Source organism: Thermodesulfobacteriota bacterium, from assembly GCA_040754335.1.
In the GTDB taxonomy this organism is placed as follows: domain Bacteria; phylum Desulfobacterota_D; class UBA1144; order Nemesobacterales; family UBA2774; genus 2-12-FULL-53-21.
Genome location: JBFMCV010000003.1, coordinates 427,299 through 449,494, shown reverse-complemented (window position 1 = coordinate 449,494; position 22,196 = coordinate 427,299). Strand labels below are relative to the sequence as shown.

At 47.0% G+C, this 22,196-nt stretch carries 23 protein-coding genes; 11 read left to right on the top strand and 12 right to left on the bottom strand.

Annotated elements, in window-relative coordinates; translation table 11 throughout:
- Positions 1–7: 7 nt before the first annotated feature.
- Positions 8–664 carry a hypothetical protein gene (locus AB1598_08410; protein MEW6145022.1) on the top strand — a complete coding sequence of 219 codons (657 nt, stop codon included), beginning with the start codon at positions 8–10 and terminating at the stop codon, positions 662–664.
- Positions 665–723: 59 nt separating this feature from the next.
- On the opposite strand, the gene AB1598_08405 is transcribed toward AB1598_08410, so the two are convergent.
- Positions 724–1,803 (bottom strand): class I SAM-dependent methyltransferase, encoded by a 1,080-nt coding sequence (locus AB1598_08405; GenBank protein MEW6145021.1) that lies wholly within the window; start codon positions 1,801–1,803, stop codon positions 724–726.
- 65 nt (positions 1,804–1,868) lie between these two features.
- Positions 1,869–2,432 carry a TetR/AcrR family transcriptional regulator gene (locus AB1598_08400; GenBank protein ID MEW6145020.1) on the bottom strand — a complete coding sequence of 188 codons (564 nt, stop codon included), beginning with the start codon at positions 2,430–2,432 and terminating at the stop codon, positions 1,869–1,871.
- 373 nt (positions 2,433–2,805) lie between these two features.
- Between AB1598_08400 and AB1598_08395 the strand changes: the two genes are divergently transcribed.
- Both AB1598_08395 and AB1598_08390 read left to right on the top strand, forming a co-directional pair.
- Positions 2,806–3,360 carry a thioredoxin family protein gene (locus tag AB1598_08395; GenBank protein MEW6145019.1) on the top strand — a complete coding sequence of 185 codons (555 nt, stop codon included), beginning with the start codon at positions 2,806–2,808 and terminating at the stop codon, positions 3,358–3,360.
- Between the two features lie 227 nt (positions 3,361–3,587).
- Positions 3,588–4,466, top strand: a complete 879-nt coding sequence (locus AB1598_08390; protein ID MEW6145018.1) for a sterol desaturase family protein — start codon at positions 3,588–3,590, stop codon at positions 4,464–4,466.
- 14 nt (positions 4,467–4,480) lie between these two features.
- On the opposite strand, the gene AB1598_08385 is transcribed toward AB1598_08390, so the two are convergent.
- From AB1598_08385 to AB1598_08360, 6 genes are all read right to left on the bottom strand, one after another.
- Complete coding sequence (locus tag AB1598_08385) at positions 4,481–5,122, bottom strand: DUF1579 domain-containing protein (protein ID MEW6145017.1); 642 nt, start codon at positions 5,120–5,122, stop codon at positions 4,481–4,483.
- An 89-nt stretch (positions 5,123–5,211) separates the two neighbouring features.
- Positions 5,212–6,111, bottom strand: coding sequence for a site-specific DNA-methyltransferase (locus tag AB1598_08380; GenBank protein ID MEW6145016.1), 900 nt, complete (start codon positions 6,109–6,111; stop codon positions 5,212–5,214).
- Complete coding sequence (locus AB1598_08375) at positions 6,108–6,962, bottom strand: DUF3883 domain-containing protein (GenBank protein ID MEW6145015.1); 855 nt, start codon at positions 6,960–6,962, stop codon at positions 6,108–6,110. Before AB1598_08375 ends, AB1598_08380 begins: the two co-directional genes overlap by 4 nt.
- Positions 6,963–7,063: 101 nt before the next feature.
- Positions 7,064–8,953 (bottom strand): DEAD/DEAH box helicase, encoded by a 1,890-nt coding sequence (locus tag AB1598_08370; protein ID MEW6145014.1) that lies wholly within the window; start codon positions 8,951–8,953, stop codon positions 7,064–7,066.
- An 18-nt stretch (positions 8,954–8,971) separates the two neighbouring features.
- Positions 8,972–10,378 carry a hypothetical protein gene (locus AB1598_08365; GenBank protein ID MEW6145013.1) on the bottom strand — a complete coding sequence of 469 codons (1,407 nt, stop codon included), beginning with the start codon at positions 10,376–10,378 and terminating at the stop codon, positions 8,972–8,974.
- Positions 10,379–10,630: 252 nt separating this feature from the next.
- Positions 10,631–11,062 carry a hypothetical protein gene (locus AB1598_08360; protein ID MEW6145012.1) on the bottom strand — a complete coding sequence of 144 codons (432 nt, stop codon included), beginning with the start codon at positions 11,060–11,062 and terminating at the stop codon, positions 10,631–10,633.
- Between the two features lie 159 nt (positions 11,063–11,221).
- On the opposite strand from AB1598_08360, the gene cofE reads away from it, so the two are divergent.
- Together cofE and AB1598_08350 are read left to right on the top strand one after the other, a co-directional pair.
- The gene (cofE, locus tag AB1598_08355; protein ID MEW6145011.1) at positions 11,222–12,001 is read left to right on the top strand and encodes a coenzyme F420-0:L-glutamate ligase; all 780 of its coding nucleotides are present in this window, start codon (positions 11,222–11,224) and stop codon (positions 11,999–12,001) included.
- A gap of 117 nt (positions 12,002–12,118) precedes the next feature.
- Positions 12,119–13,921, top strand: a complete 1,803-nt coding sequence (locus AB1598_08350) for a tetratricopeptide repeat protein (protein MEW6145010.1) — start codon at positions 12,119–12,121, stop codon at positions 13,919–13,921.
- Here AB1598_08350 and AB1598_08345 read toward each other — a convergent pair.
- Complete coding sequence (locus AB1598_08345) at positions 13,856–14,740, bottom strand: decaprenyl-phosphate phosphoribosyltransferase (GenBank protein MEW6145009.1); 885 nt, start codon at positions 14,738–14,740, stop codon at positions 13,856–13,858. The genes AB1598_08350 and AB1598_08345 overlap by 66 nt on opposite strands.
- 51 nt (positions 14,741–14,791) lie before the next feature.
- Between AB1598_08345 and AB1598_08340 the strand changes: the two genes are divergently transcribed.
- The 3 genes from AB1598_08340 (at position 14,792) to AB1598_08330 (ending at position 17,283) form a co-directional block, all read left to right on the top strand.
- A complete protein-coding gene (locus AB1598_08340; GenBank protein MEW6145008.1) occupies positions 14,792–15,490 on the top strand; it encodes a glycerophosphodiester phosphodiesterase family protein in 699 nt (232 codons plus the stop codon).
- A gap of 45 nt (positions 15,491–15,535) precedes the next feature.
- Positions 15,536–16,213: a serine O-acetyltransferase gene (cysE, locus tag AB1598_08335; protein ID MEW6145007.1), complete on the top strand. Its 678-nt coding sequence runs from the start codon at positions 15,536–15,538 to the stop codon at positions 16,211–16,213.
- Positions 16,214–16,362: 149 nt separating this feature from the next.
- Positions 16,363–17,283: a hypothetical protein gene (locus AB1598_08330; GenBank protein ID MEW6145006.1), complete on the top strand. Its 921-nt coding sequence runs from the start codon at positions 16,363–16,365 to the stop codon at positions 17,281–17,283.
- 129 nt (positions 17,284–17,412) lie between these two features.
- Here the strand turns inward: AB1598_08330 and AB1598_08325 are convergent, their stop codons facing one another.
- Positions 17,413–17,823: an EamA family transporter gene (locus tag AB1598_08325; protein MEW6145005.1), complete on the bottom strand. Its 411-nt coding sequence runs from the start codon at positions 17,821–17,823 to the stop codon at positions 17,413–17,415.
- A gap of 392 nt (positions 17,824–18,215) precedes the next feature.
- On the opposite strand from AB1598_08325, the gene AB1598_08320 reads away from it, so the two are divergent.
- The gene (locus AB1598_08320) at positions 18,216–19,001 is read left to right on the top strand and encodes a VOC family protein (GenBank protein MEW6145004.1); all 786 of its coding nucleotides are present in this window, start codon (positions 18,216–18,218) and stop codon (positions 18,999–19,001) included.
- A 58-nt stretch (positions 19,002–19,059) separates the two neighbouring features.
- On the opposite strand, the gene AB1598_08315 is transcribed toward AB1598_08320, so the two are convergent.
- Together AB1598_08315 and AB1598_08310 are read right to left on the bottom strand one after the other, a co-directional pair.
- Complete coding sequence (locus AB1598_08315) at positions 19,060–19,818, bottom strand: DUF4159 domain-containing protein (protein ID MEW6145003.1); 759 nt, start codon at positions 19,816–19,818, stop codon at positions 19,060–19,062.
- A gap of 161 nt (positions 19,819–19,979) precedes the next feature.
- On the bottom strand, positions 19,980–20,195 hold the full coding sequence (locus AB1598_08310) for a cold shock domain-containing protein (protein ID MEW6145002.1): 216 nt from the start codon (positions 20,193–20,195) through the stop codon (positions 19,980–19,982).
- A gap of 199 nt (positions 20,196–20,394) precedes the next feature.
- On the opposite strand from AB1598_08310, the gene AB1598_08305 reads away from it, so the two are divergent.
- Together AB1598_08305 and AB1598_08300 are read left to right on the top strand one after the other, a co-directional pair.
- The gene (locus tag AB1598_08305) at positions 20,395–21,495 is read left to right on the top strand and encodes an aminotransferase class V-fold PLP-dependent enzyme (GenBank protein MEW6145001.1); all 1,101 of its coding nucleotides are present in this window, start codon (positions 20,395–20,397) and stop codon (positions 21,493–21,495) included.
- A 164-nt stretch (positions 21,496–21,659) separates the two neighbouring features.
- On the top strand, positions 21,660–22,196 hold the full coding sequence (locus AB1598_08300) for a hypothetical protein (protein ID MEW6145000.1): 537 nt from the start codon (positions 21,660–21,662) through the stop codon (positions 22,194–22,196).

The following is a 22,196-nucleotide window of genomic DNA, read 5'->3' as shown; positions in this document are numbered from 1 at the left end:
TCGATCAATGAGGTCTTTACGCAACTCCGACGGATATAATATCGTTGAAATTTTGATCGTGATCTCGGTCATGATCACCGTTATCGTGATAGGTTCGTCGTATATCACGGATAAATTCGCCCTCCGCCGCTCCGTAGACGGCGTGACGAATAATATTTCTTCAATGCTCCAGCTGGGCAAGCTGAGGTCAGTAAGAGACGGGGTAGAATACAGGGTCGTCCTGGCCCGCTGCAATGATGTCGACGAAACAGACCCTGACTGTCCCCGGTGTGACAATTATGCACAGTATCAGGCCGGGGACGAAGAAGTGTCGCTTATTCTCGAAAGAGGGGACAGCAACGTAGGGTCCACCGTATGGTGCATGCAATCCGCCCATTCGAAGAGGTTCCAATCCGATCTCGATCTGGTCGCCTCCGCAAACCTGGGACAGGCGGGAGAGCCTCTGAATTTCACGTTCGTCCCCACGGGCATGCGGAGGGATTTCGTGACCGACGCCAACTCTGAAACGTTAACGATAAGACCGACAATCGATTCAAAGATAGAAAGCTGCGGCGTGCTCAGCGTGTCTCCGACAGGCGGGATTACCGTGACCGAGGGCAAGTGGAGCGGATCGAATTGTATTCCGATTCTCGATTCGTCCCCGGTTACGCCCGGCCCCTCATAATCCTATCCTGTTCCCGGGTCTTCTCCGTTTTAACTCTGAGCTCTCAGCTCCGTATTCGTTCATTTCCTGACGATGTAGTAATAGTTAATCGGGTCGTGGGGGAGCTCCTTTACGTCGACCTCCCTGAACCCGGCCTCCCTGAGCATCTCGCATGCGAGCTCCCTTCCCCACATAGCGCCCAGTCCCTTTCCGCCCTGCGCGAGCGAGACCGTCATGCAATGCGTGCACGATACGGTATAAAGGAATGGAGCAAGCGGGTTGTCCATATTCTTCTCGACATGGCTCGATCCTTTTATATCCTGCATAAAATATACGCCGTCGTCTTTCAATGCTTCATATATGTTGGATAAGACGCGGGCAGGGTCCGCCTGGTCGTGAACTGCGTCGAAGGTTGTGATAAGATCGAACCTCTCTATGTCATCGAATTTGGATACGTCCCTGGATTCGAATGAGATATTGGTCAGGCCGTTCTCTTTTGCGCGCGTCTTTCCACGCTCTATAGCCTCCGGAAGGAGGTCGTAGCCTGTGAATCTGCTGTTCGGATAGGTTTTTGCCATTTCGACGAGTGCGAAACCGCTTCCGCACCCGACGTCGAGCACCTCGATACCGGCGCCGAGCCAGTCCTTGATCCCCGGGACCAGGGGGAGAAGATGATCGAGCAGCGGGACAACGACCGTCTGGTTGCTTTCCTCGGACATGACTTCGTTGAATCGTTTGAATTCTTCATAAGGGACTCCTCCGCCCTTCTGGAAGCACTCGACTATTTTGTCCTCGACCGAGCCTGCTATGGAAAACCACTGAGTCGATACCGCGAAATTGTTCGGCGTCGCCTTTCTGGTGAGCCAGGCGGCGTGCTCAGCGGGCAAATGATATGTCCCCTGTTGCGGGTCGTACTCGACAACCCCGCCCGTTACCATAGCTCCCAGCCATTCGCGCACATAGCGCTCGTTGAGTCCCGCCGCTTTGGCGATCCCGGCGCTCGTAGAAGGCGGCAGGTCGCTCATGGCGTCGAAAAGTCCTGTACGGTGCCCGATGGAAATCATTATGGTGAGGGCGCCGTGGTTCAGCAGGCTGAACATTTTTTCGGCGAACTGGTCCGATCTTGCCTGGTTAATACCCGTATTGCATGCACTGCACATTTTTAGTGCTCCTCCTTGAATGGTTTGATGAGACAGACTAGTCTGTCTGCAATTTCGCAAAAATTTTATTCGATTATTCTCTCGACAGCCTCTACGGCTCGCTCAAGCGGCCAAGTGTCGTTGTAGTTCTTGCTGGCCGATATAGCTCCCTCTAAAATCAGATAGTAGTTATCAGTGACCTGCTCAACGTTTATATGTTTATAGTCAGCCCTCGAGTTTTTTAAATCCCGTACGACGTCCTTCAGGATCGAGCGGAACCTGTCTTCGTGCAGCTTGACCTCTTTCCTGATGGGATGGTCGGGCTCGGTTATCTCCACCGCTATATTGCCAAATGCGCATCCGCGGAATTCCGTCTCTTCGATATAATCCTTAACTCCTTTAATAATCGCCATGTATCTCTCATGCGGGTCGGTTATAGCGTTGAGCATGTTCTTTACTGCGTCTGTGTCGGTGCGGTCGAGCTCCCTCAGGTATGCAATGCACAGCTCCTCCTTGGATTTGAAGTTGCTGTAAAAGGTGGCTTTCGCTACACCCGATTCCTCGATAATCTGGTTGATACCCGTCTGATGATACCCCTGTCTATAGAAGAGGCCGGTTGCGGTTTTTATTATCTTCTCTCTGCTCGTCATATCCCGTCTTTTCTGCATGAATTGGAAATATAAACTAGACAGACTGGTCTGTCAAGTTATATTTAGAAATTCGGGTTAAGACTGTATAAACGGTAATACGCCCTAGGATATTTGTATACGCACGGAACAATGCCGTCCCCCGGAAACGGGCTTTTTGGAAATTCCACAGTGTCTAATTGTAATGCTCCCGCTCGGTCTTGAGTTTGTCGGTATCCGGGTCGCCGTTGCGGAATCCGGACCGTTCGCGGCTCTTACATACGGAGTCCCGGGAGGGTAAGATGACTGAAATGTCTGCAAAGCTGTGCTTGACGGCAGCTCATACAGCGTTATAAGTTTTAATGACGAAAAGAATTGAATTCGGAGGAGCATAGATATGGCCCTTACACCTTCCAACATGCTGCCCTTGGGCACTAAAGCCCCGCATTTCAGTCTTTGGTGTCCGGTCGATGAGAAAGAGTATAGTCTCGATGAGCTGATGTCGGACAAGGCGACTGTCATAATGTTTATTTGTAACCACTGTCCTTACGTGAAGCATGTACAGAAGGGGCTCGTAGAGCTGGCGAACGATTACATGCCGAAAGGAGTAACCTTCATCGCCATTAATTCGAACGACGTCGATAAGTATCCCGATGACTCCCCCTCCAACATGAAGAGCGTCGCTCTCAGGCTCGGCTACCCTTTCCCGTACCTCTTCGATGAGACACAGGAAGTGGCGAGGGCCTACGATGCCGCGTGCACGCCTGATTTTTATGTCTTCGACGCTTCTCTGAGACTGGTGTACAGGGGACAGATGGACGATTCGAGACCGGGAAGCGGTAAGCCCGTAACCGGCAGGAATATAAGGGAAGCGCTCGACAGGATTTTAAAAGGCGAGGCGGTCGGCGGGGACCAGGTGCCGAGCATCGGCTGTAATATCAAGTGGAAGTAGTACGCGATAATACCGGAAAGGGGCGGTCGACATGTTACTTACAGGCGATTGGCATACGGTCAGGCCAAATTGGCTGCTGTCTTATTGAGAGCGAGGTCTTCAAAATATCTTAAAAAATCCGATGTATGATTATTAAGAATGACGGTTTCCGATGGATTGTCCTTAACGAACACGGCTTTTGATCCGGAGATCATGGAACTTATACCGAGAGACAAAAGGAGCTGCCTATGGTAAGGAATACCGCTAAAGAGATTCTGTCATACATCCTGTGGCCCCTACTGCTGGGTGTGCCGATTTACGTCGTTTATCTCGGGATAGAAGCAGGCAGGCCGACTCTCTATTTCAATATTGCATATCTTAGCCTCGCAGTTTCGCTCTTCATACTCGAGAGGGTCATGCCGTACCGTGAAGAGTGGGTACAATCTGACGGGCAGGAATTCCCCGACTTCGCCCATACCATCCTGAACAAAGGGCTGATCCAGCTTGCGCTTTTCCTTCTGCTCATCAGCGGGATCATAGAGACGATGGGGCATAAATCCGCCTACTCTTTCTGGCCGTCCGGTCTTCCTATGGCGGTCCAGGTCGTGATAGCCATGGTCGTAAGCGAATTCGGGCTTTACTGGAAGCACCGTCTCGCGCACACGTGGGATTTCATGTGGCGATTCCATTCTGTGCACCACAGCGTCGAGAAGCTCTGGTTCTTCAACACCGGGAGGTTCCATTTCGTCGATACCTTCGGCGGCCTGCTTTTCAGCATACCCCTACTTTTTATAATGGGCGTACCGGGGGATGTGTTTATATACTTCAGCTCGATCACCGCGTTCGTAGGCTTGCTAACGCACTGCAACGTATACATGCACGGCGGGATTCTGAACTATGTATTCATCACACCCAACGTCCACAGGTGGCACCACTCCAAAAAAGTGGAGGAGGGGAACAACAACTTCGGTGAGAATCTCGCGATTTTCGACATCCTCTTCGGGACGTACTATCATCCCAGGGACCGGCACGTAGGACCGCTGGGCATTAAAGAAGAAATGCCCAAGGCGTTCCTCGGCCAGCTGGCTGCGCCGTTTATCTGGGATAAATACCGGAAAAAGGGTTAAGGCACGGCTTCCGGTTATTTCTTTCTCGTATATACGATTTCCATCATCCGGACTTCTTTCCCGTCTTTACCGGCGGCATACATCTCGTATGTGTATTTATCAGGTCCGTCGATAGTGGTTACGCCGCGGAATGATTTCTCCCCGCCTTCCTGAGGGCATGAGAAGGAGCCCTTTTCCGTAAACGATTTCGCGGACGCGTCATAGGTTCCGGTGCTCGTCATCATCCCCGTCCCCATATTATCTATCCAGACGCCGGTATATTCTTTTTTCATATTGTCGTAGCCCATGATCCCCATGCCCTGAAATTCCTGGCCCATAGCTGTGCCTATCGCCGTCTGCTCGAGGAAACGGCTCCCCATTATCCATTTCACTTCGCTCGTCCCTGTCGATTTCTGGGGCTGGGATTCCGGGGTTTCCCACCATGTGACCGTATACTCCCAGGTGCCGACAAGGGACTCAAGCGCCTTATGGCCTTCGCCCGGCATTGCGAATTCCTGCCATTTCGCCATCATCTCCTGATGCATTTTATCCATAGCATCCGTTTTAGCGGGCTCGGTATTGTCCTGCGCGAGCACTTGTGCTGTACCCATTCCGGCTATCAAATAAATAGCAAAAATCGCAACTACCACTGATTTCACGATATTGTTCCTGGTCATTCTGTGTATAGCCTCCTATGTGTGGAATTACACTTAAAATACTAACCGATTTGTTGTGCGGATTAAAAGGTTTTTTCCCGTTGTGAAATCTATCGAGTATCATTAACTAATTCTTGTATTTGCTCCTCAAACTCTTTTACAAAAGAGTCAATTAGCTCTATTCCAATGTACTTACGTTGCATTGCTAATGATGCATAAGCTGTTGTCCCGGATCCAAGAAACGGATCTAGCACGATATCTCCTTGCTTGGTGAAAAGATTTATAAACCAAGTTGGTAATTCTAAGGGGAAGGCAGCGCTATGTTTTCTATTGTTACAAACGGTAGCTAGTTCTATTACGTTTGATATGTAGTGCTCTTCTTCAAATACTATAACATTATGTGGATATACCCTCTTTCTATTTAACCAATTGGATACATTTCGACCTAGTGTACCGTTTGTTCGAGATAAGTGTCTTTTAAAATCATTATCAGTCATAGATTTAAATCTCTTTTCTGCCCATTTTCCAATAGGCACTTTTACAGCATCTTGATATATTTTGAATTTTTTGTTTTTTGTGAAATGCAGACATCGCTCCCAAGCGTCTCTAAATCGATTAGACCATTTGCCGGGAAACGAATTCTTTTTGTACCAACAATATTCTTCTACCCATAACCATCCTTGTTTTTTTAGTTCGAGTATTAATTCGATTACATACGTATCCCTTTCGCCATTCCTAGGATGTTCTTTTATATTTAAAATAAACGATCCATCGTCCTTTAAAATGCGATATAGTTCGAGTGAGATCGGCAAGAACCATTCTACATATTTATCTGGATGTACGCTGCCATAAAATCTCTTTCTCTTATCTGCGTATGGAGGTGATGTGAAAATAAAATCAATTGATTTGTCCGGGAATCTAATATTATCTGTGAGAATTTCTTGACAATTGCCAAGATAGACTTTGTTAGCTCGTAGCTGGTCTTTTTTTGAATTATGGTTCTTTCTCATGTCTGTTTCCAAAAACTATACTGCTCTTCTTTCATCTGCCATTTCTTCCTGTTCTTAAAAACTTCTACATAAGGGTTTTTAATAATTATTAAGCCGGCTATATCAAATTTCTTATTGCTTATTACTGGCAATAGGTATAAATAATATTGACCACTGAGAGCTTTGGACGTATCAATTTCACCTCTTGTCCAGGTAAATTTATAGTTGAGCTTAGAAACGGCTTTTACCTCTATGTATCTCTGTTGTACTGTTTCTTTATTAGATGATTCTATCTCGTAGCTCATAATATCATAACCTGCATTAACGTCTGATTGTGAAACATGTTTCAAATGTTCCAACAACTCTGGATGGTTTACGAGTCGCTTTTTTTCATATTGTAATATTTCAAGTTCTGCGGCCAATCCTAGCTCTTCTTTTTTAATAATTAAATACGACAGTTCCTTTTGGGTAACTTTTTTTGTTTCTAGATATCTGGCGAAAATTGCGAGGTAATTATCCATTATTTTGTAATTGTTCTTTCTTTTGTCATATTTGACCAAATCTAATTCAACAAAGAGATTGCGTATGCCGCTTTCTCGCAATCTTGCTTCAGTTGTTGGTTTGTATTCAAACATATTTTCTTTAGAGACCCTGAAATTTTTCAAATACCTATAAACTTCACTGGAAAAAGAGTTAGTGGAATTTAGTGATTTTTCTAACAGATAGTTTTTAATCACACCTTCATCAGAGCCGTTTTTATCTAGCATTCTTTTAAGATTATCACTCTCTATTATTGTACTTTCCGTAGTTCTGATCAATCCTAATCCTTTAAAATAATCTATAACATTATCAAAGTTTTCAGCTTGTGACATATAGTTGCGTTTTACGACTTCGTATTCCTTGCCCAATGAGGCGTGTACAATTTCGATGAAAGTCTTTATCTGCCGAAAGGTAATATTATCAAATATAGAGTTCATTGTTCAAGAAACAATCTTTCATAAGCAGCTAATTCGTCACTATCTTCGAACATATCCAATGAATATATATTGTAGTCTCCTTCAATTACATCATACATTTTTCGGGCTTTTGATTTTAGGTTCTTTAAGATATCTGGATCAATGGTATTCTCGTATTGGAGGAAGAAATAATTTGATTGATTTTCTTCTGATCCCCCAACTCTGTGAATCCTATCAAGTGATTGTAGATATTGTGAACAGTTATATGACAAATCGTAATAGATCGCATTATGACAAGTTTTGTGTAGTGAGATTGATTCGGCACAAGCAGCAGGATTGGCTAGTAATATGTTAAGTCCACTTTCTTCATCTACGAATTCGTTTCTTATCTTTTCTCTAGTCTCTTCTTCCTCTAGCGAAGTTTTTTCTATAGGTGTTTCGCCAATGATCTTCTTAGAATAGAATCCTAAATCTTTAAAGGTTGTTTCAATCAATTTGATTGTGTTTATAAAATTTGCCCATATTAGGACCTTTTCTTGCTTTTCTTGAAATTCTTTGACAAGCTTTACTAAGCAATGTAGTTTTGCCGGCATTTCTAAGTTATCATAGTTGCGAATCACATATCTTAGATCATTGTCGTCTTCTATTATATCTTCTGTGTAGTCGGTGATCGCTGTTCTTAGTAGTTTTGTATATGATAAGCACTGCCTTAATCTAATCATCCTTCCTCTCCTCAGTTTCAAAACCAACTCGATATTTTTAAGAAAGTCCTCTTTAGCATAGGTTATTATTTTCTGCATGATGGCATCGTAGACTTTCCGTTCATAAGTATTCATTTGAATGATTATCGGCTCGTGAAATACTTGTGGGCTTAGATTTAATTCCGATTTCCTGACTCTATAAAATAATGGCCCCACAGCTGGTTCCAACACTTTTCGTGCTGTTTTGTATTCTTTCTTTTCCTCTAAAATGCGCAGTTTGGCTTTATCTTCGGAGGTAATGAGATTTGAGTTAGGCCAGAGGAAATCAAACAAATTGTATAAATCGACATAGCTCCTAGGTATGGGTGTACCAGTTAAGATGCAACGATACTTAGAATAGTTCGCAATCTTTAGGACAGCATTGGCCCAATTCCCATTAACTTGTTTGATATAATGAGCTTCATCAATCACAAGGAAAACATTTACTTTTCTTTCTTTGAAAAAAGAGCAGACTTCGTCCTGATCATTTAATAGTGTCTGAAAGGTTGTTAGATAGAGTTCGTAAGTGTTATGTGATTTGAAGTATTCTAATTTTCTTTGTAATTTGTCTCCGCCAGCTAAAATGCAACATGAAGGATTTCTGCCTAACACTAATTTAAATTCATCCTTCCATGGTCCGAAACAGGCCGTTGGACCTACTACAAACAAGGTGTTGACGTCTCCCTTTGATTTTAATCGTTCATAAGCACATAGAACAACTGTTGTTTTACCACTACCTGGGACGGAAAAATTCGCTCCATTGCCTACCAAGTAGAGATGGTATGCAGCTTTTATTTGATGTTCTTTTAGCTTTCTCGGAATGTTTGTACTGAGAAAACTTAAATGCTTTGCGAAGTCATCTCTATCAAATTTACCTTCTTTAAAATCTTTCCCCCTTTCCATTAGTTGCCTGAATCTATTCGTTTTTTTTGATATTTCCTCGATTAGATTATTGCACGAATCTGAAATGGTATAGTTGATGTTTGACTTAGTAAAATATTTTAGGACTTTAGGTAGTACTGTCTCAATATTATCGTTTAGTCTTAAATCATTTTCCCTTGTATCTTTCGTAAATCCCCAATCATTGAGTTGACTTTTGTGTCTTGGCTTAAGGTTTGAATCAATTCCTTTAATTACTAATATGTTGTCAAGGATATCTAGATGCATTTTTAAGTAGCATAGAATCTATGATTTTTGGAGTCTATTGATTTTCTTTGAGTATTCTTTATTAAGATGGTAAAACGTACTCTCAAGCTTGTCTGCGGCCTCTTTTACCTTACATGCTAGTTTCATTGCTTTCTCAAGATCATGGACATAAACCGCTTTAGGGTCCATGTTTCCATGTTCTAACTTTTTTAATGCATCTTCAAGTAATGATAAAGGTGTTTCACGTTCTTTCTGATTATCGTATAAGCGTTTGGCTTTTTTTACCTGATTAATAAGCGTCTCTTGATTAATAGCACTCCATTTTTGATCTTTTTTTCTTTCATCAAATTCGTTTCCATCTTCATCGAAACACTCTTCTTCTGGCAAATCTGGATCGATATCTAATAATTTGAACAATTCCTTTTTGGATTCCTTATTTTCTAGCCACTTGGGCAAGTCTCTCATCATTTTATGTGCTTTAGGCAAGTCTGGGAATTCTCTTTTTCTAATAATTTTAAATGCTATTTCTTCGACATCACCTTTTTCATCTTCATCAATACCTAATTCAATTCTTTTGGAATCATCATCTAACTTTTTACGTACGTGATTGTAATAATCGAGAAATGCTTGCCATCTTCCTTCTCTATCAGAGATTCCTTTAGAAATAGTGTCGTATAGTCCCGGTCTTTTTAGGTGATCTAAATATCTATCAATGCATTTTAATGGTTCCAAATATTCTTCTTGATAGTTTCTTACTACTTTGTTAAATTCCTTTTCTGGCAAATCAATATAACTTGGATCGTCTCTTAACTGTTCTTCTAACGACATACCCAGCTGAATTTTTCTCCTGATTGATAGTGCTCTGTCAAACTTATAATATTCTGCTTTGCCCTCACTTTGAAGTTGGTATCTATTTTCTATTTGTTCAATTTCAAGTAGAGTCGGAGGTCCACCAGGATCGGTTCTCCCTGGTAAGACCACGACTTTCATCCATTTAAATTTGTCGTCAGTTTTTGATAATTCTTCGAGAACCAGCTTTCTTCTATTACCATTTATTAAAAATCCATCACAGGTTATTATTGCCGGTTCTCGTTGTCCGGCATGCAAGATAGAATTTTGTAAAATTTTTGTAAGTTCTGGGTCTTTCTCCTTTAGAAAATTTTTTATAATTTCTTGTGCTTTTTCACTTCTTTCTAATAGGGGTTCATGCAGTCTTTCATAACTTTCAACGTCCGATCTTATTCGTCCATTATCTTTTCTAAACCTTAGTAGTTCTATTGGGACAAGGCAAACAGTTCTTTCAATACCATCAATGTGATCTCTTCTGAAGTAAATAACTTCCTTTGTAGGTTTTGCCCCTTCCGCTTTCCTTTTATTTATTTCGCCAGCGAAATCATCAATTATTTCCCTTGTTGCTGTTTTTGTAATGAGATCTGGATTGTTCATATTCGTTTCTCCGAACATATATCTGTACCAATGCTATTTGTAATTATATAATGTTAATGTAAATATAAAATGCGTGCGATAAAATTATCAAGGTGACTTGCAGTAGTTTAAAGTTTTGGCGGGTTTTCAAGGAATGAAAGAATGCTCTATATCTTAATTCTAAATTTACGTGTTTTCACGGGTTATTATCGTCACATAGTGTAAACAACTCTCTGCAATTATTGGCAATATCGGATATTCCAATGTTCCATATCAATGCCACTCCCTCTCCGTGTCTTTCTTTTTATCCCCCTGTCTGAGTCGTTCAAATTCCTCCCTGACCTGATCCATGGTTTTAAACTCGTAGCTCCCCCATTCTATTGCTTCCCTGCCAAAACGGAGCAGGAACTCGCCCGAGTCGTTTATCATGTTAAGTAAATGCTCAGGGCCGGAATGCTCGAGGAGCCCCGGAATGCTGCCTTCCTCCATAAGCAGCGTTCCGTCTTTCTCCATATAGAATTTGAACCCCATCTCGGAGCCGTAATAGACGGAGAGATAAACCGCTCCGTCTTCCCTCGTTCCTATTACGAAGACGGAGTCCTCGGAGGAGAACGTCAGCTGAAGGTTATTCTCCCTATAGTAGAACTCCTTGTCCGCAAGCCTGACCAGCTCCTCTATCGAATGTATCAGCTTCGGGACTTTCATTTTCGGTATGTAAGTATAACGGACAGGCGTCTAAATATCCGAACCGCCCTCCAGACCGAGTCTGGGTTCGGCATACGCCGCAAATATCGTTTCTTGCATAAGTTTCGCTCTATACTATTATCTTTGAACGATCGGCTTAGATTTTTTACAGGAAGGCATATGGCGAACACCCAAGGCTCAATTTCTATAATCCCGGTACGGGGCATCCCGGAGATCAAGCCCGGAGACGATCTCGTGAAGATCTTATCCCGAGCGCTTGAGGACAACGGGCTTTCATTGCTCGACGGGGATATAGTCGTTTTCGCTCAGAAGATTGTATCCAAGGCTGAGAACCGCATAGTTAAACTGAGCGAAGTGGAGCCGTCCCCGTTCGCTTTAACGCTCTCGAGGGAGGTGAGCAAGGACCCCCGCCTCGTCGAGGTGATACTCGGCGAGACTACGAAAATCATCAGGATGGACCAGCGGAAGCCGGAAAAGGGCAGGCTGATCGTCGAGACGAGAGGCGGGGTTATTTCGGCGAACGCGGGAGTCGACGCCTCGAACGTGTCGGGGGGAGATTCGGTGACGCTCCTGCCGCTCGATTCGGACATGTCTGCCGGGAACCTCGTAAAGGGGTTTAAACGGGAGTCCGGAGCGGACGTGGCGGTCATTATAACCGACACCGTCGGAAGACCGTGGAGGGAGGGGCTTGTCGATATCGCGATAGGATGCTCGGGGATAAAGCCGCTCAAGGACTACAGGGGTGGGAAGGATTCGAAGGGCCTCGTCCTTAGCGCGACGGTAATGGCTGTAGCAGACGAGATAGCCTCTGCGGCCGGCCTCGCGATGGAAAAGGCTGATTCGGTCCCCGTCGTAGTTATCCGTGGGTACGTCTTTGAGAAGGGCGGCGGAGGGGCCAGGGAGATTATAAGAAGTCCCGAAGACGATCTCTTCCGCTGACAGCGCTTGTCGGGGCTTAACCCGGAAACGGCGCTGGCTTAAAGATATAACTGCCCGGAAATTCCTTCCCCCGGCTGCCGATATAACGCGCACCAGGGTGATATAATTAGTCAGCTCATGGAATTGTTATCCAAACTCATAGCCAGCAGGCTGCTATCGGCTCTTTTCCTGTTTCTCCTTTCCTTTGCCCTTTACTCACCATCGCTCAGAAACGATTTTGTCTGGGACGACATTGAGATGATAACGAAGCAGAACGTCAATTACGATCCTTCGAGCATTATATATTACGTGATACCCGGGGATATTGAGAACAAGCAGGAGCGTTATTACCGCCCCATCGTATATATATCGTGGGTTGCGGACAACGGGTTATGGGGGATATCGCCTTTCGGTTATCACCTGAGCAACCTCCTGTTCCACTCTCTTTCGGTGGTCCTTTTTTACGTATTTGCAGTTCTCTTATTGAGGGAATCCGGCGCCGCCGGAAGTGAGGCGGCGGCTTTCCTGGCGGCACTCCTCTTTACCCTGTATCCGATGCATGTGGAGTCCGTTTCCTGGATTGCCGGAAGGTCGGACGTACTCTGCGCGCTTTTCCTCTTCCTCGCTTTTATTTGCCATATTCTTTCATACAGGCGCGCATGGTATTTAGCGCTCACGGGACTGAGTCTCTTGCTCTCCCTTTTTTCAAAGGAGGTCGCGATAGTCTTTCCGCTATTGGCACTCGTCTTCGACCTCATGAACCGGAGGCTCTTCAATTGGAAGAACCTTCCAAAATATGCGGTCTATCTGGGCGTAACACTGCTCTATCTGTATCTCAGGGGACTCGCTTTCGAGATCCCCGAGATAAATCAGGGACTCGCAAGCGAGGGCGTGAAACAGGCGGTAATCCCGGGGGAGCAAATATCAAGTATCCCGATATATATCGGGTTGAGCAAGACCCTTCTGGGCTCATTCCTAGCGTATATGGACAAGCTGGTATTTCCCTTCGGCTTTAACCCTTTTATCACCAGCGTCCCGAAAGAATTCCCTTATATAATCTCTTCCATCGTCCTGCTTGCGGTGCTGGCGGCGCTGAGCTTCATATCCATAAACAAGAGGGAAAATATCACCGCCTTCGGCATATTCTGGATTCTGGTTACGCTCGCGCCTTCGATGCTGATAGCCATAGTCTCGATTTCCCCCACCCCCCTCGCGGAGCGCTATCTATACATTCCCTCGGCAGGGTTCTGTCTTCTAACCGGCTATTGGTTGGTGGAAGCCGCGAGAAGGGCGCATTTCAGGGCCGTTGCATGGGGGTTAGGCTTTCTTTTGATTGTTTCGTACGCGGTCGTCGCATATAAAGGGCAGGGCATTTGGAGGGACGACCTGGCTCTCTGGAGAGATACGTCACTCAAATCCCCTCATCATCCGCTCCCTCATTCGAACTACGGGCTCGCCCTGTCCAACAACGGCGATCACAACGGGGCGATAAGGGAATTCAAAATAGCGCTTTCCCCGGAGCTTAAGGACAGCCCGAGGGGGCTGGCGATTACCGCGAACAATATGGCGCTCGTTTATCTGGACAAGGGAGAGTACGAGAGGGCCGAAATTTGGTTTCGCAAGGCGCTGGGGTACGATCCGGGTTACGGGAAGACCTACTACCACCTGGGTCTTATTTATTACATCAACGGCGAGATGACAGGCTCTGCCGATAGTTATATTGAAGCGGAAAGATATGTCAAAGAGGCATTGAAACGCTATCAATATTACGGAAGGGCGAACCTCCTCCTGGCGAAGATATATCTCAAGACAGGCGATACGGACAAAGCCAGAAAAGCGGCGCAGGCTGCTATAGGTATAGGACTTCCGGAAAACTTACTCGAAGAAGCCCGCGATATTCTGGAAATAGATGATAACCGTAGTTATCAGGAACCACAGTAATACGGTCAGCAATAACGGCCTGTCTTTATAAAGTGACTCGGTCGGGTCTCCTCTCGTGTCCGTTTGAACGAGGTACATGTATCTGAGCACTCCGAAGACCGCAAGCGGGACCGTGATGAGGAATATCCTCGACTCGATTTCGACCGTATATATGGCATATGTAACTATAGCTGTGGTTGCGAAGATGCTGAGCGTTGTGTCGAGAAAGCTCGTGTTGTACCGGGAAAGCACCTCCCTGAAAGAGTTTTGCGGGCCGTTGTGCAGGGCGAGCTCGTGGCGCCTCTTTCCGAATCCGAGGAGCAGAGACAGGAGAAAGGTCGTGAGGAGAAGCCAGTTGGAGACCTCTATGCCGGAGGCTATGCCGCCGGCTTCGATCCTCAGGACAAAGCCGATAGCGATGCAAAATACGTCGATTATTTCTATTTTCTGAAGGTAATACGAATACGAGAGTGAGAGCATGAGGTACAGCCCCGTTATGACAAGGAAATCGATGCCGATTGTAAAGGACGCCCACAACGACAGCGCGAGGGTCACTACTCCCAGGACGACCGCCGTGAATATGTTTATTCTGCCCGAAGTCAGCGGCCTTTCCTTCTTTTTGGGGTGCAGGCGGTCGTACTCGATGTCGGATATATCGTTTATGATATAAGCTGTTGAAGAGGCGAGAGAGAACCCAATAAAAGCAAAGAACATTTTTATAAACAAGTCGGTGTTCGTGAAAAGAGCGCCGCCGAAGAAAGGAGGAGCCAGGACCAGGAAGTTCTTCACCCATTGCTGGGGCCGCAGTGTGTACGCGATGTCTCTCAAGAAAGCCTGCATTCCTAAGCATTCTACTATTTTTCGGTATTTTAGCAAAGACCTGTTATTACTGTGTATATTACTCAGGTGGTGAGCTCGCCGGAACGGTTCTTTATAAAGATAGCGCACAGGGGCGCGAGCGCTTATGAGCCCGAGAATACTCTCCGTTCTTTCAGGAAAGCAATAGAGCTCGGGACGGATATGGTCGAGTTCGACGTGAGAAAGTCACTCGACGGTCGTCTGGTGGTTATCCACGACAGGGGGGTCGACAGGACGACCGACGGGAAAGGACTCGTAGGGTTGAAGTCCCTCGATGAGCTTAAGGAGCTCGATGCCGGCATGGGAGAGAAGATACCGACGCTTGAAGAGGCGATCGAGTCGGCGGCGGGAAAGACGAAGTTCGTGATCGAGCTCAAGGAGGATATGCTCGAGGAGCGGGTGATAAAGGTCATAAGAGATTACGGCGTGATGGACGACGTGTTCATCGTCTCGTTCAAATCCGTCAGGCTCAGGGCCGTAAAGGAGCTGGAGAGGGGTTTAAAAACCGGGCTCATTCTCGTTGCCTCGGCCGACCCCTTGAGAACTGCAAAAGAGTGCGGCGCCGACGCTGTCGCGCCGTTCAGGTGGTTTATTACGAGGGGCCTCGCCGAGAGGGCCCGTGACGCCGGGATGCTTCTATTCACCTGGACCGTGGATGTCAGGCATAGCGCCGAAAGGCTTAGGGAGATAGGGGTCAGCGGCATAGTGACGAATAAACCCGATTTACTGTAGCGGATATTGTATAATAGATGCTCTCTTCCCGATAACTGAATAATTATGGGAATTCTAAACGACATAAAGACTGATTTTGCGGCGGTATTCGATAGGGACCCCGCAGCGAGGAACTCGCTCGAGGTAATCGTCGCCTATCCCGGTTTTCAGGCTATCGTATCCCACCGTATTGCGCATCGCCTCTGGAAGAAAAACTTCAAATTCGCAGCGAGGGTGATGTCTCAGCTCTCACGGTTCTTCACAGGGATCGAGATCCACCCGGGAGCCGAGATAGGTAAGGGGTTCTTCATAGACCATGGGATGGGGGTAGTCATTGGCGAGACTTCCGAAATAGGGGAGAACGTGACGATCTATCACGGCGTCACACTCGGCGGTACGAGTTTTACAAAGGGCAAGCGCCATCCGACCGTCGGGAACAACGTGACTGTAGGCGCGGGCGCAAAAATACTGGGACCGCTGTCGATCGGAGATAACTCCAAGGTCGGGGCGAATTCCGTCGTTATCAGAGACGTGCCGGCGAATTCGACCGTAGTAGGCATACCGGGCAGTGTCGTGCCCGGAGAGGTTTTTCCCTACTATTCAGGCCTCGAGCATAACAAGCTGCCAGACCCTGTCGAATCCTTGACGGAACGTGTCAGACAGCTTCAAGACAGGATTGCATTTCTGGAAGAGGAGCTTGAAAAGGCAAAAAACGAGAATACAACTTACCGCATAGTGAATTGAAACGCATATGCGTACCACCTAAGACGGAATCACTGATCGGATTTGAATAATTTCCAGCATAGAAATCAGAGATAAGTTGATTTAAGGATTGACAAAATAACATATATTAAATATCATTTTTAAAATTTTTTTCCGGGAGGGGCTTCCCCATGCGTAAGCTGCTAACCGTATTCCTTATTTTCTGTGCGTTAATAATCAGCTACAAGTCTTCCTATTCTCAGGTGCTTCCGGCCGGAACACTCTTTGTCGCTATGCCTGACGATTGTGGTTTCGACCCGGGCTTCGGAAATAGCACATTATACAGAATAGACCCGGTGACAGGGGTATCAACAGTAATCGGTCCGATAGGTTTCGCTGGTGTGAGCGGTCTGGCTTTTTTGACCGACGGCCGGCTGGTGGGAAGTGCCGAAGCGGACGAGAACGGAACGCGTGTTGCAGTCCTGATTGAAATAGACCCGTTCAGCGGTCAGGGGAACGTGATAGGAGAGATCGGACGCGAAGGCGATCCGAATGAATGCGGCAGAGTACCCGATCTAACCTATTACAATGACCAAGATATCTTATACGGCTGGGGGGACGCTTGTCCCGGCGGTTCGGACAGACTTCTTCAAATTGACACGAGTACGGGTCAGGGCGCGATAATCGGTCCGATAGGTTTTAACGGTGTTGAAGTCGGATTGGCGATAAGAGAAGACGGGACGCTGTTTGGCGCGCAAATTTTTAATCTAATAAATATCAACCGTAATACCGGTCAGGGGACATTTCTTACAAATATATCTTCGCTGTTCAATGCGCTGGATTTTAATCCCATAACCGGAGTTCTGTACGGTTCTGTTCTGGATACTCCCTCGGATCGGCTCCTTGCAACCCTGAATCCCGGAGACGGCGGTGTTGAGATAATATCGGAGCTGCCGGTTTGTTCCGACGCATTGGTGTTTTCACCCTTCGAACTGAGTCAGCGTACTACAATTCCTGCCGTTAGCGAATGGGGAATGATGATCCTGGCTGGCGTGTTGGGAGTTATTTCGTTCTGTTACGCCGTACGAAGAAAATATTCTTACAGACAATAAGCCGTAGTTGTTGGAAGCATAGACGCCGAGGAACCGGATCATTCTTGAGAGCCTGGATTTCCACGATGAGTCGGTATCTAATGTTCTGGCTCTTTTTTAACCTTACGGGTCATCTTATATAAGACTCTATTACTTCGCCAGGAGCGCCGCCGAGACGACTGCGAATACCACTCCGGTTATCTCCCTCGGCCCGAGCCTCTCGCCGAGGAATACGAACGCCAGTATTACCGTCAGCGCGGGATAGACCGCGGACAGAGGTACGAGGACTGAAAGTTTCGCGTATTTGATAGCGACGATAAAGAGCACCGTGCCGACGCCCCAGGTAAGACCCATGAGGAGGGCAGGGAAGTTCACGGAAAAGTTGCTGAATATGGCGTTCCTGTTCCAGACGACGAATGTCGTGAACACTGTAAGCGTGCCGACGGCTTCAAAGAAATAAACGCGATACGGGATGTCCTTAAAGGACGCGACCTTCCCCAGAAAACTGCCGAGAGAAAAACAAACAAGGGCAAGCAAAGTCAGAACATACCATCTTTCCATCTGATTTCTCCTTTTTCTTTACCGGACGATCAGGCCGTCCGGGTGAGTAGCCTATCATCCTTCCGAGCCTGTGCGGAAGACCGCGACTGATTGTATTCATACTCAATTCGGATCCCGGCGAGGGATAAGTACCTTAACTCAAACATTAACACAGCCTTAATTATTTCTAAATATCTCCTTAATCATGGAATGGTGTACTGATAATGCCACCTTTTATCCGGGCCAATACCCTCCCTAACACCTTGGGTCCTTCTTGGCTACTGGGGGTGATTCAAAAATCACCCCCAGTCTTTTTTTGGGTGAGTTATACTCATTGAGCTTCATATCGCGTTAACCTGTTTGTGTTATCGTTTGACGTATTGAAATCCTGAATATCCGGGAGGCTTCCAGAAATGAGTGAAATGACAGGATACGCGCCGGGGACTTTCTGCTGGCCGGAGCTTGTGGCGAAAGACGCCGATATAGCAAAGGGGTTTTATTCGAAGCTTTTCGGCTGGAGTTATACGGACGTGCCGATCGGCGACGATAAGGTATATACAATGGCTTCCCTCAGCGGAAAAGAGGTTGGCGCAATGTACCAGATGTGGGACGAGCAGGAGGAACGAGGCGTTCCAACACACTGGGCAAGCTATGTATCCGTCTCAAATGTCGATGAATCCGTTAAAGAAACCAAGTCATTGGGCGGCGAGGTGATAGTCGGACCGATGGATGTATTCGATGCCGGGAGAATGGCTATGATCCTCGATCCTGCGGGTGCTGCCCTGTCACTGTGGCAGCCGGTGAAGCACATAGGCGCCCGTATCGTGAACGAACACGGTGCTCTATGCTGGAACGAGCTCATGACGAACGATACTGGGAAAGCAGGAGCATTCTATACCGGGCTCTTCGGGTGGACGGCGCAGGAGCACGATATGGGCGGTATGATCTATACGGTTTTCATGAACGGGGGAAAGCCAGCTGCCGGAATGATGAAAATAGACGAGAACCGGGGAGACGTGCCTCCCAGCTGGCTCGTTTATTTCGCGGTTAACGACTGCGACGCTTTTGTCGATCAGGCCCGGTCTCTCGGCGGTGGAATATGCAAAGTGCCGATGGACATACCCGGAGTCGGACGGTTTGCCGTTATGACGGATCCCCAGGAAGCCGTATTCGCCGTGATTCAGCTCGAACCGATGTAATGTGCCGTCACCGCGGATTCCGGACCCTTTTCCACTTGCGGCGGCGGCGGGCCGGCTCCTATAAGAGCTGCCTTCTCTTTATGAAAGGGATGTGTATCTGGTCTTCCTTATAATTTCCGGTAAGCGCATAAAGTATGAGGTTGATCCCCAGCCTGAACGCGAGCTCCCTTTGGGATTCGCCGCCCGGCAGGCACTCGAACTCCCATTTCCCGAACTCGTCCTCAGACCACGCCCCGCCCAGGTCGTTCCTCGAATAAATAACGGCCGTCCTGTCCTCATCCCCGAACGTGATGCCTTCGAGATAAGGGTTCAGGATTATCCTCCCGCTCGCCGAATAGAGGAGATAAAAGGATTTGTAGACGACGTGGTCCTGATTCAGGCGCATAAGAGGGGTTTCGGGGAGTATTTTCTTTAATTCCTCCCTGATGGTCGTATCGAATGGCGATATTTCGGTGCCCGACGCATCGTCTATTACGAGCGTCCCCCCAAGCTTGAGGTATTTCCTCAATCTCCTTTTTTCATCTTCCGTGAACGGCTCGAAGCTTTCGTCGCCCGCCATGTAAAGGAATGGATAATTAAAAAGGTCGGCGTCGGCGAGCCTCAGGATCTTTCTCTCGTATGAGGCGATAATGCTCGTCCTCAGCTCGAGTGCGCTCATAAGCCTCTTGTAATCCCTCGGTCTCGGGTCCCACTCCCCATTGTATTCGAGCTGGGCGAAGTTGAATCTGGAGCCTTCGTAGAGGCCTAGAATCGGAACTGATAACGCTCCGATTGTTCCCGCAAGGATGTTTCTAAGGAATTCCCTTCTCGTAAGCACACTATTAAAATATTGCGGGCATTCGATTACTCTGTCAAGTAAGCGGCGAGAGGCGTGTCCGTTTACGTCAAAAAAAACGGACAAAGAAATACGTCTTAGCAATGTTGATGGAGCCTTCTTGGAAAGAGAACGCGCTTGCTATTCGTAAATCGTTATGTCTATCAGGCCTGGCCCGAGCTCAATTTGACTACTTTTGTAGCCTGGGGTCCTTTCGGCCCTTCTGTAATATCAAATTCTACGGTTTCACCCTCGGTAAGGCTTTTGTATCCGTCGCCTTCGATAACGCTGTAGTGAACGAATACGTCCTTCCCTATTTCATCCGACTGGATGAACCCGTAACCTTTGGAACTGTTGAACCACTTTACTTTACCCTGCATAAAGCTCGATTCCTCCTAAGAATCTACTTCAAAGAGCTTACTATTGCACGTTTTTTGTACTTTGTCAAATAGAATTTTTTTGTATTATGCAATTGATAGGGGGCAATGTATGCGTTAGGTTTATCCTCCTATGAACGATAATGGGCACAAAGGTGCTGACAGGGATTGGACCGTGAGATACAGGGAGGAGTTTCCTATTGTGAAGACGGCCATTTATCTTGACCATGCAGGCGTCGCGCCCGTGCCGGCCAGGGTGATAAAGGAGGTCGAAAAATTCCTGATAGAAGCCTCCGAAAGAGCCATTCTCGGCTATGATCGGTGGATGGAAAGGGTAGAGGAGGTGAGGGCTCTGTCGGCGAGGCTTGTGGGCGCCGGGAAAGACGAAATCGCATTCATAAAAAACACTTCCCACGGCATCTCCATAGTCACAGGCGGGCTCGATTGGAAGGAAGGGGATAATGTTATTGTCTTCGAGAAGGAGTTTCCGTCAAACGTCTATCCCTGGCTCGATTTGAAAAGAAAAGGGGTCGAGGTCAGGCTTGTCCCGCTCGAGGACGACCGCGTACGGCTAGAAGCCATCGAGGGCTTGATTGACAAGCGCACGAGGCTCGTCTCGATGAGCTCCGTTCAATCTTTAAACGGCTTCATGATCGACCTCCGGGAATTAGGCCGCATATGCCGCAGTCACGGGGCGCTCTTTTTTGTGGACGCCATCCAGAGCCTGGGCGTCGTCCCCATGGACGTGAGGGAATCAGGAATCGATTTCCTTGCAGCCGACGGCCATAAGTGGCTCCTTGCTCCCGAGGGCACTGGCATATTCTACTGTCGTATGGAGCTGGCATCGGAATTAATGCCGAATCTGATCGGGTGGAAATCGGTAAAGAGCGATTACGACTTTGAGAATATAGATTTCACTCTAAAGGAGAACGCACTCAGGTTCGAGGAAGGGTCGTTCAACGTAATGGGCATCAGGGCATTGGGAGCGGCCCTGGACATGCTGTTCGAAATAGGCATCGAGAGGATAGGGGACAGGGTCAGGGACCTTTGCGATCTGATAATGGATGAAGCGGAGGGCAGGGGCTTCCGGCTCAGGACGCCGCGCGGCCGGAATGAAAGGGGAGGGATAGTGTCGTTTTCGGGGGATTTCGACCCTGTGGAGCTGAAGAAGAAATTAAGGGAATCGTATATCGTGGTCAACAACAGGGGCGGAGCTCTCAGGCTCGCCCCTCATTTTTACAACACCGAAGAAGAAATTATAAAGACTTTCGGAGAGATCGACAGGATATTAGCGCTCTTGTGAGGGTTATATGACTTTTCAAGATTTTCCTCCTATCCCGGATAATCCGTTCTTGAAACAGAAATAAAGTATATCAATTGTGATTGCAAAAGTAGTATAATGAACACATAATCGGTCTTGCGGTCGGAGTTTAGGCGGGTCTTAAACCGAGACTCGGGAGGGAACAAATGAGCTTAATAATATCGAATACGCATTGCAGAATGTATTTATTATTTTTTACTCTGTTTCTTTGCTTCTCCGGAGTCCAGGCGGCCGTAAAAGCGCAGGACGAGGCGCCTCCGGCTGATTCTAAAGAGGAGACGCAAAAGGCAGCCCCGGAACCGGTTGTCGAGGATACGGAATGGGATAACGTCACTGTCGAATTCAAGGAGGCCAAGCTCACGTCGGGAGGCACTTTAACCCTCAAGTTTAAATACTCGAACAGCGGGTCAGATCCGATAGATATCTCGCGCGTGGGCAAGTTCGATCACGATGACGTAATAGAGCATGTCTATTTCGTGGATACTGCCAATAACAAGAAGTACCTTGTAGTCAAAGACACCGAAGGGAAGCCTCTCGGGACCAATCTTAAGTATTTTGTTCTCGGCGCGGGCGAATCGAAGAACGCCTGGGCCAAATTCCCTGCGCCTCCCGAAGGCGTAGAGACAATTACCATATACCTCCCCGGCGCGCCGCCAATCGAAGACGTAGCGATAGTGAAATGA

Bases quoted from the DNA above. Each gene is read 5' to 3' on its own strand.
- AB1598_08370 (MEW6145014.1), bottom strand. From the start codon at position 8,953: ATGCATCTAGATATCCTTGACAACATATTAGTAATTAAAGGAATTGAT.
- AB1598_08400 (MEW6145020.1), bottom strand. From the start codon at position 2,432: ATGACGAGCAGAGAGAAGATAATAAAAACCGCAACCGGCCTCTTCTAT.
- AB1598_08390 (MEW6145018.1), top strand. From the start codon at position 3,588: ATGGTAAGGAATACCGCTAAAGAGATTCTGTCATACATCCTGTGGCCC.
- AB1598_08300 (MEW6145000.1), top strand. From the start codon at position 21,660: ATGAGCTTAATAATATCGAATACGCATTGCAGAATGTATTTATTATTT.
- AB1598_08325 (MEW6145005.1), bottom strand. From the start codon at position 17,823: ATGGAAAGATGGTATGTTCTGACTTTGCTTGCCCTTGTTTGTTTTTCT.
- cofE (MEW6145011.1), top strand. From the start codon at position 11,222: ATGGCGAACACCCAAGGCTCAATTTCTATAATCCCGGTACGGGGCATC.
- AB1598_08350 (MEW6145010.1), top strand. From the start codon at position 12,119: ATGGAATTGTTATCCAAACTCATAGCCAGCAGGCTGCTATCGGCTCTT.
- cysE (MEW6145007.1), top strand. From the start codon at position 15,536: ATGGGAATTCTAAACGACATAAAGACTGATTTTGCGGCGGTATTCGAT.
- AB1598_08345 (MEW6145009.1), bottom strand. From the start codon at position 14,740: ATGCAGGCTTTCTTGAGAGACATCGCGTACACACTGCGGCCCCAGCAA.
- AB1598_08365 (MEW6145013.1), bottom strand. From the start codon at position 10,378: ATGAACAATCCAGATCTCATTACAAAAACAGCAACAAGGGAAATAATT.
- AB1598_08395 (MEW6145019.1), top strand. From the start codon at position 2,806: ATGGCCCTTACACCTTCCAACATGCTGCCCTTGGGCACTAAAGCCCCG.
- AB1598_08320 (MEW6145004.1), top strand. From the start codon at position 18,216: ATGAGTGAAATGACAGGATACGCGCCGGGGACTTTCTGCTGGCCGGAG.
- AB1598_08405 (MEW6145021.1), bottom strand. From the start codon at position 1,803: ATGTGCAGTGCATGCAATACGGGTATTAACCAGGCAAGATCGGACCAG.
- AB1598_08330 (MEW6145006.1), top strand. From the start codon at position 16,363: ATGCGTAAGCTGCTAACCGTATTCCTTATTTTCTGTGCGTTAATAATC.
- AB1598_08310 (MEW6145002.1), bottom strand. From the start codon at position 20,195: ATGCAGGGTAAAGTAAAGTGGTTCAACAGTTCCAAAGGTTACGGGTTC.
- AB1598_08385 (MEW6145017.1), bottom strand. From the start codon at position 5,122: ATGACCAGGAACAATATCGTGAAATCAGTGGTAGTTGCGATTTTTGCT.
- AB1598_08380 (MEW6145016.1), bottom strand. From the start codon at position 6,111: ATGAGAAAGAACCATAATTCAAAAAAAGACCAGCTACGAGCTAACAAA.
- AB1598_08375 (MEW6145015.1), bottom strand. From the start codon at position 6,962: ATGTCACAAGCTGAAAACTTTGATAATGTTATAGATTATTTTAAAGGA.
- AB1598_08360 (MEW6145012.1), bottom strand. From the start codon at position 11,062: ATGAAAGTCCCGAAGCTGATACATTCGATAGAGGAGCTGGTCAGGCTT.
- AB1598_08410 (MEW6145022.1), top strand. From the start codon at position 8: ATGAGGTCTTTACGCAACTCCGACGGATATAATATCGTTGAAATTTTG.